Genomic DNA, 12,275 nt, shown 5'->3' on the forward strand with positions numbered 1-12,275 from the left:
TCCAAAGGAGAAAGACCATGTTCAAGCAAACGATGATCGCAGCCGCGGCACTGACGGCCGTTGCCTGGGCGAGCCCGGCGGGCGCGGAAAACTATGTCACGCTTGGCCGGCTGGTCTGCGGATCGGATGGCGGCCAAGGTCTGATCGTCACCTCGCAGAAGAGCCTCATCTGCACTTATACGTCGGCGGCCGGCGGCGCCAAGGCAGTCTATGCCGGCAAAATCGAGAAATTCGGCCTTGATATCGGCCAGACCGGCAAGAGCGTCATGATCTGGCAGGTGCTGGCAAAGACCGGCACGGATATCCCGCAATTCGCCCTTGCCGGCGAATATTACGGGATCGGCGCCGATGCGAGCATCGGTGCGGGCGCCGGCGCCAAGGTCATCGCCGGCGGCACCGACAAGGCCTTCATGCTGCAGCCGTTGAACGTCCAGGCGCAGGAAGGTTTGAACCTGGCGATCGGCGTCGAGAAGATGACGCTCGTGCCGGGCGAGACCTGACGACAGCAGCCACGTCAGCCAAGGTAGACAGCAGTTGCCTGCTTACGTGAATCAAACAGCCGCCCGAAGGGCGGCTGCAGCGATCAGTGCGCGAGCGCCTTGTTGATATCCTCGGTCATCTTCTTCGCATCACCGAGCAGCATCATCGTGCCGTCCTTATAGAACAGCGTATTGTCGATGCCGGCATAACCCGAGCCGAGCGAGCGCTTGGCGAAGAGGCAGGTCTTTGCCCGGTCGACGTCGAGAATCGGCATGCCGTAGATCGGCGAGGTCTTGTCGTCGCGCGCCGCCGGATTGGTCACGTCATTGGCACCGATGACATAGGCAACGTCGGCCTGGGCGAATTCCGAATTGATGTCCTCGAGCTCGAAAACCTCGTCATAGGGAACATTCGCTTCGGCGAGCAACACGTTCATGTGCCCAGGCATACGTCCTGCGACCGGGTGGATCGCATATTTTACCTCGACGCCGTTCTTCTTGAGATTGTCCGCGAGCTCGCGCAGCGCATGCTGGGCCTGGGCGACCGCCATGCCATATCCCGGCACGATGATAACCTTCGATGCATTGGCCATCAGATAGGCCGCATCCTCGGCCGAGCCGAGCTTGACCGTCCTGTCTGACGTGTCTGGTCCGCCGGACGCCGTCTCACCGCCGAAACCGCCGAGGATGACGGAGACGAAGGAACGGTTCATACCCTTGCACATGATGTAGGAGAGGATCGCGCCGGACGAGCCGACGAGCGCGCCCGTGATGATCAGCGCCAGATTTCCGAGCGTGAAGCCGATGCCGGCCGCCGCCCAGCCTGAATAAGAGTTCAGCATCGACACGACGACCGGCATATCGGCCCCGCCGATCGGCACGATCAGCAGAACGCCGAGCGCCAGCGACAGCGCGACGACGGCCCAGAAGTCGAAATGGCTCTCGGTGGCGGCCAGCCCGATGATGAAGAGCACGATCAGCAGCAGCAGGCTCGCATTGATCACATGCCGGTAGGGCAACAGAATCGGCTTACCGGACATGCGCCCGTCGAGCTTCAGAAAGGCAATGATCGAACCGGTGAAAGTCAGCGCGCCGATCGCCACGCCGAGCGCCATCTCGACGCGCGCCTCGGTGTGGATGTGACCGATCTCACCGATGCCGAAGGAAGCCGGCGTGTAGAGCGCGGAGGCCGCGACCAGCACCGCGGCAAGGCCGACCAGCGAATGGAAACCCGCGACGAGCTGCGGCATCGAGGTCATGGGTATGGTGCGGGCGACATAGGCGCCGACACTGCCACCGATGGCAAGCCCAAGGATGATCAGCACGAAGCCGCCGAAGTCAGGCGTCGCCAGCACCAGCGTCGTCAGGATCGCGATGCCCATGCCGATCATGCCGTAGAGATTGCCCTTGCGGCTGGTAGCCGGATGCGACAGGCCGCGCAGCGCCAGGATGAAGAGCACGCCGGAGACGAGGTAGAGGAAGGCTGCGATATTGGTCATCAGTCCCTCACCGATCCTTCTTGCGGTACATCGAAAGCATCCGCTGCGTGACGAGGAAACCGCCGAAGATGTTCACCGAGACGAGCACCAGGGCGACGAAACCGAAACCGGTCGCAAGGCCGCTGGTCGAGATGCCGACCGCCAGAAGCGCGCCGACGACGATGACGGAGGAGATCGCATTGGTGACGGCCATCAGCGGCGTATGCAGCGCCGGCGTCACCGACCATACGACGTAATAACCGACGAAGATCGACAAGACGAAGATGGCGAGCTGGAAGACGAAGGGATCGATCGCCCCGCCAGTCGCAGCACTTGCCGCTTCCGGTGCCTGGGCAGCCGCCGTGATCACGGCGGTCACCGCATGGTCGAGCTGCTCCAGCGCCCTGTCCATTGCTTCACTGGCCATCAGATGTCTCCCTTCTTCGCGCCGCCGAAGGCGGGATGAACCACGTCCCCGGCATAGGTCAGCATCGTCGCCTTGACGAGTTCGTCGTCAAGATTGACGACGACGCTCCGCGTTTCCTTGTTGACCATGGTCTCGAGGAAGGTCACGAGGTTCTTGGCGTAGAGCGCCGAGGCGCTGGCCGCAACCCGGCCCGGCATGTTGGCGAAACCGATCACGCTGACGCCTTCGACATCGGCGACCTCGCCGGGGACGACGCCCTCGATATTGCCGCCGCGCTCGACCGCGAGGTCGACGGCGACCGCACCCGACTTCATCGAGGCAAGCATGGCGCGCGAAACGAGCCGCGGCGCCGCACGACCGGGGATCAGCGCGGTGGTGATGACGATATCCTGCTTGGCGATGTGTTCGGCAACCAGAGCCGCCTGTTTCGCCTGATAGTCGGCAGACATTTCCTTGGCATAGCCGCCGGCCGTTTCCGCCGCCTTGAACTCTTCGTCCTCGACGGCGATGAACTTGGCGCCGAGCGAGGCGACCTGCTCCTTGGCAGCGGGGCGAACGTCGGTGGCCGAGACCGCGGCGCCGAGACGGCGCGCGGTCGCGATCGCCTGAAGACCGGCGACGCCGGCGCCCATGACGAAGACTTTGGCGGCCGGGACGGTGCCAGCCGCCGTCATCATCATCGGCATGGCGCGGTCATAAACCGCCGCCGCCTCGATGACGGCCTGGTAACCGGCAAGATTGGCCTGGGACGACAGCACGTCCATGGACTGGGCGCGGGTAATGCGCGGCATCAACTCCATCGCGAAAGCCGAAAGCCCGGCACTTGCCAGTGCCGCGATCGCTTCGTCATTGCCGTAGGGGTCCATGATGGCAATGATCACGGCACCGCTTTTATAGCCGGAGATTTCCGATCCGCTGGGCCGACGCACCTTCAGCACGACATCGGCCAAGGCTGCATCCGCAAAACTGCCGATCCTGGCACCGGCGGCCTCGAAATCCCCATCCGGAATCCGCGAAGCCGCACCGGCACCGGCTTCAACGACGACGTCGAAGCCGAAACTCTTCATCTTCTTCACGGTCTCGGCGGAGGCGGCGACGCGTGTCTCCTCGCCCGTGACTTCCCTTGCAACGAAAACGATATTGCCCAACTGCCCCCTCCTCCGGGTCAGCCAGACCGCCGCAGGTTTCCCTGCGCAGGCCAAGCACCTCATTCAAAAAGCTTCGGAGAAGCTCTCCTTCCCTCAGAGTGCCGTGCGTCCTTTCGGACGCACAAAGGACCGCTCTGACCCTCTGAATCTACGCGATCAGCGGAACAGGAAGATGCCGGCTGCGAGAAGAATGATGAAGACGAAGAGGCCACCGAGAAGGCCGGCGCCGCCGAAGAAACCAGCGGTCATCGCAAGCAGGAGGACGATGAGCAGCATCGAGCCGTATTTCGCGCTGGCGATGAACATGTCGTAGGTCTTTTCATGTTCTTTATAATCCATCGGCGCGCCGGTCTCGACCGGTCCGGTATGATGTTCGGCCATAAATATCGTCTCCCTGAAATGCCTCTGCGCTGCTCGATTCCCTAGCCTGAGCGAGGGAAATCCCTTCTTGCAGGGATTACACAATGACAGGCGAAAGCGCAATGCATGAGAATGCCGCAGGCGCGCGTGGCAACCGCGATGTCAGAGGCCTGGACGGACCTGAAGGACGGCTGATATCGCCTGCCGTCCATCGCCCTCCTCTGCCCGGCGGAGATCGTCTCTCCGTCGGGAACAGGGTAAATTACAGCGGCAGGTCGGTGCCGAGTTCGCCTTGCGGCACGAAACGCGCCGTCGGAATGATGGTGAGCGGCGGCAGGGTGTCGTTGGGATTGCGCGAAAACATCATGCGCTGCTCGCTGGCGCTCGAGATGAAGAAGGGATAGCGCGTCAACAGCTTTCGCCCGACCTCGATCACATTCGTCGCCATCAGCGTCATGTCGATCCCGTAATTCTTCGCCAGCCGGCCGGGCACGACCGTATCGGCATAGAAGACCCGCTTGTAGAAGGCCGCATGCGGCGGCCGAACGAATTGAAGAACGCGGTCCGCACGGAAATACGCCGCCGCCACGATGGTCGGCCTCAGCGTCAGATAGGGAACCCACGGCAGATCGGCGGTGAGCTCGGGGTCGGCCGCGAAACGCGCCGGATCGATCAGGGTCAGCCCCGCATCCAGAAGGTCATCCATCGCCTCGGGAAAGGCGCCACCGGACTGACTGAGGCGATGTTCCGGTGTCACATAATGAACCCGGATCGTACTGACCAGTTCCCCATAATAATACAGACCGAAGATATAGGCGTGGCTGTCGAAATCGCTGTCATCAAGCAGCCCTTTCGGGGCAAGCGCCAGCACGTCATGGGCCTTGTAGGCCTTGTAGCGCAACCGTTCCACCTGCTCCATGTCTTCGCTGCTTTCGACGCGGCGATACTCGACATGATCCAAAACTTCCAAAATTTTTGTGCTGAAATCGCTACGCTTGAACAGTGTCTCTGACATTTCTCGATCCGCTCGTTAACGGATCATTAATCATACGCCAGCGAAATTTAGGCAAGGAAATCCGATAATTTCCCTTGTTTTTAAATCGTTAAGGTTAACGCGGCACGCGCTTTTCACGGGGGAAACTGTCTGTTGAGACCGCTCAGGCGACCTTGTTGCGGCGGCGTTGTACGACGCGGCGGCCGATGCCCTGCTGCAACAGCGGGATATTCTGGGAAGGCACCGGCGGCGAGAAAACGTAACCCTGAACAAGATCGGCGCTGCGGTGCTTGTTGAGCAGTGCGAGCTGCTCCTCGGTTTCGACACCTTCAATGACGATCTTCAGGCCCAGTTCACGGGCGAGATGGACCGTGCCGCGCAGCAGCTTCAAGCGGCGGTTATCTTCGACGATGTTGCGCACGAAGGAGCGATCGATCTTGACGATATCGAGCGGCAGTGTGTCGAGGTAGCTGAGGCTGGAGAAGCCGGTACCGAAATCGTCGATGGCGATGGTGATGCCGCGAGCCCTGAGCTCGGCCAGGATGGCGCGCACAGCCGCCGGCTCGTCGATCAGGCAGCTTTCGGTGACTTCGAGATGCAGCCGCGCCGCGTCGAGACCGGAATGGGCAAGCGCTTCGGCGACCACCGCGAGAATATCGGCATCGCGCAGATCCCGCGCCGAAAGGTTCACCGAGACGGCGATATGTTCCGGCCAGTTCATGCATTCGCTGCACGCCTTGAACAACACGAAACGGGTGATGTCGGAGATGATGCCCATATCTTCGGCGAGCCGGATGAAGACGTCGGGCGGGATCGAGCCCTTCTCCGGATGCACCCAGCGCGCCAACGCTTCGGCGCATTCGATCCGCGAGCCGTCGGACCGGAACATCGGCTGGAAGGCAAGATGCAGCGCCTGCGCCGAGACCGCGTCGCGCAAATCCGCTTTCAGCTTCTGCTGCTCGATATAGCGGCCATCCATCTCCCGCTCGAAGCCGGAAATGCCGCCCTTGAAGCGCGACTTGCTTTCGAACAGCGCCAGATCCGCCTTGACGCTCCATTCGTCCATCGCAAACGCAGCACTCTCGAGGATCGCGTAGCCGGCGCTGAGCGAAACCAGGAAGGTCAGCTCGTCGACTGCGTAGTTGCCCTGGATTGCGGCGTGCACGCGGCGGATCTCGACGTCGAGCGAGGCCTGTTCCTTCGCATGCGGGAAGAACAGGATGAACTGGTCTCCCATCAACCGGCCGAGGATGGCGTTGCCGGACGCCTGCTTGATGCGGGCGGCGATGGCGCAAAGCAGGTGGTCGCCTGTAACGTGGCCGCGCATGTCGTTGACATGTTTGAACTCGTCGATATCGAGAACCATGAAGCCGAGTGGCCCGGACTTCCTTTGATGTTTGGCGAGATAATCCTGCACCAGCTGCCCGAAATATTCTCGGTTCGGCAGGCCGGTCAGCGCATCGAAGCGGACCATGTGCATGATCTTCTGCTCCGCCTTCACCCGGCTCGACACGTCCTCGAAGATCAGCACGGCGCCGCCGTCGGCCCTGCGGCTGGCGGAGAATTCGAGCGACAGGCCCTCGGGGAAATGGATGAGCGTGCGCGACAGGTTGCCTTCGGCGACTTGGGTGAGCTGGCGCAGGATGAGCTCCGGCTGCGAGGCGTCCATGAAGCTGTAGCGCGCGCCGTAGCGTAGCACGGCGCCGAGATCGCGGTCCTTCAACCGATCCGGCGCACCGATCTTCAAAAGCTCGCAGGCCTTGCGATTGACGACCTGGATGCGGTTTTCGGCATCGACCATGACTAGGCCATGCGGCATGTTGTTGAGCGCCGTATCGAAGCGGTCGGCGATGATGGTGATTTCCCGGCGCGCGATGACATTCTCATAGAGGAACTCGCGCACGCCGTTCGCCATGGCACGCGTCGTCAGCCAGAAGGGAATGAGGAAGATCGACAACAAGCCACGATAAAAATCGAGCGCCAACAGGCTGCAGACAATCATCGGCAGACAGCAGGAAAAGGTCTGGAGGTCAACCGCCAGGCGCGAACCATAATTGCGGCCGACAACGGAAACCATGGTCGCCATGGTAACCGCAATGCAGGCAAGTTCCGCAAAGGAATCATGGACGACGAAGATGGCGTAGCCGCTGGCGATGCCAAGCAGGGTGGTGGTGCAGGCAGCACCGGCAACCAGGATCCGCTCCCAACGCTCGATTCCGGCGTGCGACAGGCTCTCCTTGTCAACGCGGTCGAACTGCCGGAAGATGACCATGCGAACGCAGAAGACCAGGAGGAAGGCGGCCGCCAGCAGGATATAGACGAAGGACTGGGTCTTGGCAGCAACGGCAAGGCATGTCGCGACATGCACGATCACGCCAGCAAGCAGCGTCATGCGGTTCCCGGAAAGGGAACTCACAAACGACAGATACACATCTATAGGGACCCTGTTCGGGTTATCTGGCTTCATCCACACTTTCCCTGTGCGCGGGAATTCTAGGCCCAACCTTTTAAAAATTGATTTCAATGGAATCAAACATTTGGTCAAATTTTCTAAAACCACAGGGTGAACCGCACAGCTTACGCGAGTTAATGCAGCCTACCGGCGAGATTACCGAAATAATTTATCCACGCCTGGGTTGTTGAAATATTTGACGGCCCTACGGCGGGGCCGATGCGTCTAAGACTATACTCCAACGCGAGGCATTTATCCTTCCAATTTCAAAGGCCGTGGTCTACATCGATTGCAAGAGGAAAAACTGCCGGAAAACCGGTGGGACAAGAACAAGGGGAGGCGAATGTCGGTACTTCTGGCCGCAAGCCGGCTGATTGACTCGATCAGTCAGTTCATGGGCAAACTTTCCGAATATATGGTGCTGTTCTGCTGCCTGATCAGCGCCGGAAACGCCATCGTCCGCTACGCCTTCAACTACAGTTCGAACGGCTGGCTGGAGATTCAGTGGTATCTCTTCGCCTTCGTCGTCATGCTCGGCGCCTCGCATGCGCTGCGCAACAATGAGCATGTCCGCGTCGACCTGATCTATGGTTCGGTTTCCGACAGGGCGAAGATCTGGATCGACATCGTCGGCCTCATTGTCTTCCTCCTTCCCGCATGCCTCTATCTCACCTGGCTGTGCTGGCCTTTCTTCACGCTCTCCTACCATCAGGGGGAAATATCGGGCAACGCCGGCGGACTGATCCGTTGGCCCGTCAAGCTGATCCTCGTCGCCGGCTTCGCACTGCTTTCCCTTCAGGGCGTTTCCGAGCTGGTCAAGCGGATCGCAGCCCTCACCGGCCATATCAGCATCGATACGAAATACGAAAAGCCGCTGCAGTAACGCGGGCTGGGAGAAACGGACTTGTTTGATTTCGGCATCATCCCGCCGGCCATGTTCCTGGGCATGATCATCTTCATGCTCTACGGCTTTCCGGTCGCCTTTTCGCTCGCCGCCGTCGGCTTGTTTTTCGCCATCATCGGCATCGTCACCGGCCATTTCGGCGAGGTCTTTCTGCAGGCTCTGCCGCTGCGCTTCTTCGGCATCCTTTCCAACGACCTTCTGCTCGCCATTCCCTTCTTCACCTTCATGGGTGCGGTGCTGGAGCGCTGCGGGTTGGCCGAGGACCTGCTCGAGGGCACCGGCAAACTCTTCGGTGGTATACCCGGCGGGCTTGCCTATGCCGTCATCCTCGTCGGCGCCGTGCTCGGAGCGATCACCGGCACGGTGGCCGCTTCCGTGATCACCATGGGGATGATCTCGCTGCCGATCATGCTGCGCTATGGCTACAATCCGCGCCTTGCCACCGGCGTCATCGCCGCCTCGGGCACGATCACCCAGGTCATCCCGCCCTCGCTCGTGCTCGTCGTTCTCGCCGATCAGCTCGGCAGGTCGGTCGGCGACATGTATCTCGGCGCGATCGGCCCCTCGATCCTGCAGGTGACGATCTTCGTGCTCTTCATCCTGGTGATGTCGATTATTCGGCCGAAATCGATGCCGCCGCTGCCGAAAGAGGTGCGCGGCGATTTCAATTGGGCTCTGCTCGTGAAGGTGCTGATGGGCATGGTGCCCTCGATCGTGCTGATCTTCCTCGTGCTCGGCACGATCTTCATGGGTCTTGCAACGCCGACGGAAGCAGGCGCGCTCGGCGTCGTCGGCGCCATTGTGCTTGCCGCCATGAATCGCCGCCTCACCTGGCCGCTGATCCGCGAAGCAATGGCATCGACCACACACATTACATCCATGGTGGTGATGATCCTGATCGGCTCCACCTGTTTCAGCCTGGTCTTCCAGGGCATGGACGGCTCGCGCTGGATCGAGCACATGCTGTCGGGCATTCCCGGCGGGCCGGTCGGTTTCCTGATCTTCGTCAACATCTTCATCTTCGTGCTCGCCTTCTTCCTCGATTTCTTCGAGATCGCCTTCATCGTCATCCCGATGCTCGCACCCGTCGCCTCCAGTCTCGGCATCGACCTGATCTGGTTCGGCGTCCTGATCTGCGTCAACATGCAGACGAGCTTCATGCATCCGCCCTTCGGCTTCGCGCTCTTCTATCTGCGCTCAATCGCCAGCAAGGACGTCAAGACCTCGGATATCTACATGGGCGCGCTCCCCTGGGTCGGCATGCAGCTGATCCTGGTGGCGATCGTGATCTTCTGGCCGCAATCGGTAACCTATTGGCTGGATCACGGCCCGAAGGTCGACCCGAACTCGATCAAGATCGAAGTCCCGGGCTTCGGCGGCCAGCTCGGCCTGCCACCGCTGGGCGGCGGCGGCAATGGCTCACCGCAGATCCCCGGCCTGACCCTGCCGCCACTGAACGGCCTGCCGGGAGCACCGCCGCCACCGGCCAAATAGAGCCTTTCCGGATTAGATTGCAGCATTCTGCCGGAGCAGGTTTTCGTCAGGGCAAAGGCGATTGGCGACGGGCATACCCCAAGGTACGTCCGAGCTGATCGCCTTTGCCCTGGCGGAAAGATGCCCGGCCCATTTGCGAGGCAAATCTGCGGGGGGTTGGCTGAAACGGGCCGGCTGATCGACCGGCCGACTCCGTTTGAGCCAACAGAATGCTGCAATCTAACCCGGAAAGGCTCTAGTCCAGCAAAAAGCAAAACCCCGGATGGAGATCCGGGGTTTTGTTATTGCGCTCGTCTGAAGCGTCGACGGCGGAAAGCTTAAAGCTTTCCGGCCCGCTGCTGAATCATCATGAACGTATCGAAGGTGTATTCCGACAGCTGCATCCACAGATAGGCATCCCGCTTGAAGGCGGTCTGGTCGTCATAGATCTTCTTGAAATACTGGTTCGTGCCCGAAATTTCGCTGTAGATGCCCGTCGCCGCCTGGAAGCAGGCTTCCATGATCTCCTGGCTGAACGGGCGCAGCGTCGCGCCTTCCGCCACGAGCTGCTTCAGCGCCGTCGGGTTCTTCGTGTCGTACTTCGCCAGCATGTTGGTATTGGCGAAGGCGCAGGCGTCGGTCAGCGCTGCCTGATAATGCTTGGGCAGGCTGCTCCATTTTTCGAGATTGAAGAACCCATGCACCGTCGGGCCACCTTCCCACCAGCCCGGATAATAGTAGTACTTCGCCACCTTGTGGAAGCCGAGCTTCAGGTCGTCATAGGGGCCGACGAATTCCGCCGCATCGATCGTGCCTTTTTCCAACGCCGGATAGATATCGCCGCCGGCGATCTGCTGCGGGATGACGCCGACCTTCTCCATGACGCGACCGGCAAGGCCGGCAATGCGCATCTTGACGCCCTTAAGGTCATCGAGCGTGTTGATTTCCTTGCGGAACCAGCCGCCCATCTGCGCACCGGTATTGCCGGCCGGCAGCGCATACATTCCCTGTGTGGCATAAAACTCGTTCATCAGCTTGTTGCCGTTGCCTTCATAGTACCAGGCATTGGTCAGACGGCTGTTCAGCCCGAACGGAATGGCCGTCCCGATGGCATAGGTCGGGTCCTTGCCGACGAAATAATAGGAGGTGGTATGGGCTGCCTCGACCGTGCCGGCGGCAACGGCATCGACGGCCTGCAGGCCCGGCACGATTTCACCGGCCGCAAAGGGCTGGATCGTGAAATTGCCATCCGTCGCCGCGGCAACATGCTTGGCGATATCCTCGGCGCCGCCATAGATCGTATCCAAGCTCTTCGGAAACGACGACGTCATGCGCCACGCGATCTTCGGATTCTCCTGCGCGATCGCAGGCGCAGCCAATGCCGTTGCGGCAACCGCACCGGCGCCGGCGGTTCCCGCCTTCTTGAAAAACGAACGACGATCCATCAAAAACCTCCCGTATAGATGGTACTGCGCGGCGATCTTCACCCCCACCCGCAGCAAGGGCAAACCTAAGCATGGCGGGGGCCGCGATTCAAGCTTTAGTCTATTAGCCTTTGGCATCAAGACGGCAATAAGGCAGCCCGCACGTATCCATCAGAATCAGCGGCTTAGCGGTACAGGGCGCCGCTTCCGCCGCAATTTGGCCACCCGGTGCAGCCAAGCGTTGACTCGACGGCCGTTCTGGCGGCAGAAACGGCGAGCACAAAGATTTCACCGGGGCTGATATGACGAAACCGATCATTGCCATTCCTGCCGATATCCGCAGCTTCGACGGCGCGACCTGGCATGCAGTGCAGCATCAATATCTGCGCGCCGCATTGAACGCATCCGGTGTCATGGCCTTCATCATCCCCGCTTTCGAGGAGGGCTACGATACCGATGCGATCCTCGACCGTGTCGATGGTCTGCTGGTCTCCGGTTCGGCCAGCAATGTTCATCCCTCGCTCTACGGTGCCGAGACGAATGACAAGGACGGCCCCTTCGACCCCGCCCGCGACGCCACCAGCCTGCCGCTCATCCGCCGCGCCATCGACCGCGCCATCCCGCTACTTGCCATCTGCCGCGGCATCCAGGAGCTGAATGTCGCCCTCGGCGGCTCGCTGGCAAGCGAGATTCAGGAGCAGCCCGGCATCTGGGACCATCGCCGGCCAGAAGGCGTCGACCAGGACGGCATGTACGCCATTCGCCAGACCGTCCACGTCAAGGAAGGTTCCTGCATCGCAGGCATTCTCGGTCCGGGCGAGATCCGCGTGAATTCCCTGCATCGCCAGGCAATCGCCAGAACCGCCCCACGCCTGCAGGTGGAAGCGATCGCCGAGGACGGCACGGTGGAGGCCGTTTCCGTTATCGACGCCAAGGCTTTCGCCGTCGGCGTGCAATGGCATCCGGAATATTGGGCTGAAACCGACAAGTCTTCGAACCAGCTGTTCGCTGCTTTCGGCGACGCCGTCCGCGCCTATGCCGCCGCCAAGCGGCCGGTCATCCCGGCGCAGGCGATCGCGTGACCACCAGACCCACCGGGCGTGGAAACATCAATCAACGGTGATCGTCGTCGCGTT

11 protein-coding genes are annotated in these 12,275 nt (G+C 61.0%); 4 read left to right on the plus strand and 7 right to left on the minus strand.

Annotated elements, in window-relative coordinates:
• Positions 1-17: 17 nt before the first annotated feature.
• The gene (locus tag AC25BC_RS18560; RefSeq protein WP_012758997.1) at positions 18-500 is read left to right on the plus strand and encodes a DUF992 domain-containing protein; all 483 of its coding nucleotides are present in this window, start codon (positions 18-20) and stop codon (positions 498-500) included.
• Between the two features lie 83 nt (positions 501-583).
• Here AC25BC_RS18560 and AC25BC_RS18565 read toward each other — a convergent pair whose 3' ends face one another.
• The 6 genes from AC25BC_RS18565 to AC25BC_RS18590 all read right to left on the minus strand — a co-directional run bounded on the left by AC25BC_RS18565 (position 584) and on the right by AC25BC_RS18590 (position 7,353).
• Positions 584-1,978, minus strand: a complete 1,395-nt coding sequence (locus tag AC25BC_RS18565; RefSeq protein ID WP_128438543.1) for an NAD(P)(+) transhydrogenase (Re/Si-specific) subunit beta — start codon at positions 1,976-1,978, stop codon at positions 584-586.
• A 7-nt stretch (positions 1,979-1,985) separates the two neighbouring features.
• On the minus strand, positions 1,986-2,384 hold the full coding sequence (locus tag AC25BC_RS18570) for a proton-translocating transhydrogenase family protein (protein WP_003552830.1): 399 nt from the start codon (positions 2,382-2,384) through the stop codon (positions 1,986-1,988).
• Positions 2,384-3,532 (minus strand): Re/Si-specific NAD(P)(+) transhydrogenase subunit alpha, encoded by a 1,149-nt coding sequence (locus AC25BC_RS18575; protein WP_012758999.1) that lies wholly within the window; start codon positions 3,530-3,532, stop codon positions 2,384-2,386. Before AC25BC_RS18575 ends, AC25BC_RS18570 begins: the two co-directional genes overlap by 1 nt.
• 156 nt (positions 3,533-3,688) lie before the next feature.
• Positions 3,689-3,913, minus strand: coding sequence for an aa3-type cytochrome c oxidase subunit IV (locus AC25BC_RS18580; RefSeq protein ID WP_003552834.1), 225 nt, complete (start codon positions 3,911-3,913; stop codon positions 3,689-3,691).
• A gap of 241 nt (positions 3,914-4,154) precedes the next feature.
• Positions 4,155-4,907 (minus strand): N-acyl amino acid synthase FeeM domain-containing protein, encoded by a 753-nt coding sequence (locus AC25BC_RS18585; RefSeq protein WP_012759001.1) that lies wholly within the window; start codon positions 4,905-4,907, stop codon positions 4,155-4,157.
• 142 nt (positions 4,908-5,049) lie between these two features.
• Complete coding sequence (locus AC25BC_RS18590; protein WP_012759002.1) at positions 5,050-7,353, minus strand: putative bifunctional diguanylate cyclase/phosphodiesterase; 2,304 nt, start codon at positions 7,351-7,353, stop codon at positions 5,050-5,052.
• Positions 7,354-7,681: 328 nt separating this feature from the next.
• Between AC25BC_RS18590 and AC25BC_RS18595 the strand changes: the two genes are divergently transcribed.
• Together AC25BC_RS18595 and AC25BC_RS18600 are read left to right on the plus strand one after the other, a co-directional pair.
• On the plus strand, positions 7,682-8,221 hold the full coding sequence (locus tag AC25BC_RS18595; protein WP_012759003.1) for a TRAP transporter small permease subunit: 540 nt from the start codon (positions 7,682-7,684) through the stop codon (positions 8,219-8,221).
• A gap of 21 nt (positions 8,222-8,242) precedes the next feature.
• Positions 8,243-9,736, plus strand: a complete 1,494-nt coding sequence (locus AC25BC_RS18600) for a TRAP transporter large permease (RefSeq protein WP_017995199.1) — start codon at positions 8,243-8,245, stop codon at positions 9,734-9,736.
• 317 nt (positions 9,737-10,053) lie between these two features.
• Here the strand turns inward: AC25BC_RS18600 and AC25BC_RS18605 are convergent, their stop codons facing one another.
• A complete protein-coding gene (locus tag AC25BC_RS18605; RefSeq protein ID WP_003552852.1) occupies positions 10,054-11,160 on the minus strand; it encodes a TRAP transporter substrate-binding protein in 1,107 nt (368 codons plus the stop codon).
• Positions 11,161-11,441: 281 nt separating this feature from the next.
• Here AC25BC_RS18605 and AC25BC_RS18610 point away from each other — a divergent pair, with 281 nt between their 5' ends.
• Positions 11,442-12,221, plus strand: coding sequence for a gamma-glutamyl-gamma-aminobutyrate hydrolase family protein (locus AC25BC_RS18610; protein ID WP_128438544.1), 780 nt, complete (start codon positions 11,442-11,444; stop codon positions 12,219-12,221).
• Positions 12,222-12,275: the final 54 nt, after the last annotated feature.

The sequence above is a fragment of the Rhizobium sp. WSM409 genome, assembly GCF_057653825.1.

Coding starts and splice junctions, on each gene's coding strand:
- AC25BC_RS18610 (WP_128438544.1), top strand. CDS start 11,442: ATGACGAAACCGATCATTGCCATTCCTGCCGATATCCGCAGCTTCGAC.
- AC25BC_RS18580 (WP_003552834.1), bottom strand. CDS start 3,913: ATGGCCGAACATCATACCGGACCGGTCGAGACCGGCGCGCCGATGGAT.
- AC25BC_RS18595 (WP_012759003.1), top strand. CDS start 7,682: ATGTCGGTACTTCTGGCCGCAAGCCGGCTGATTGACTCGATCAGTCAG.
- AC25BC_RS18565 (WP_128438543.1), bottom strand. CDS start 1,978: ATGACCAATATCGCAGCCTTCCTCTACCTCGTCTCCGGCGTGCTCTTC.
- AC25BC_RS18585 (WP_012759001.1), bottom strand. CDS start 4,907: ATGTCAGAGACACTGTTCAAGCGTAGCGATTTCAGCACAAAAATTTTG.
- AC25BC_RS18590 (WP_012759002.1), bottom strand. CDS start 7,353: ATGAAGCCAGATAACCCGAACAGGGTCCCTATAGATGTGTATCTGTCG.
- AC25BC_RS18570 (WP_003552830.1), bottom strand. CDS start 2,384: ATGGCCAGTGAAGCAATGGACAGGGCGCTGGAGCAGCTCGACCATGCG.
- AC25BC_RS18560 (WP_012758997.1), top strand. CDS start 18: ATGTTCAAGCAAACGATGATCGCAGCCGCGGCACTGACGGCCGTTGCC.
- AC25BC_RS18605 (WP_003552852.1), bottom strand. CDS start 11,160: ATGGATCGTCGTTCGTTTTTCAAGAAGGCGGGAACCGCCGGCGCCGGT.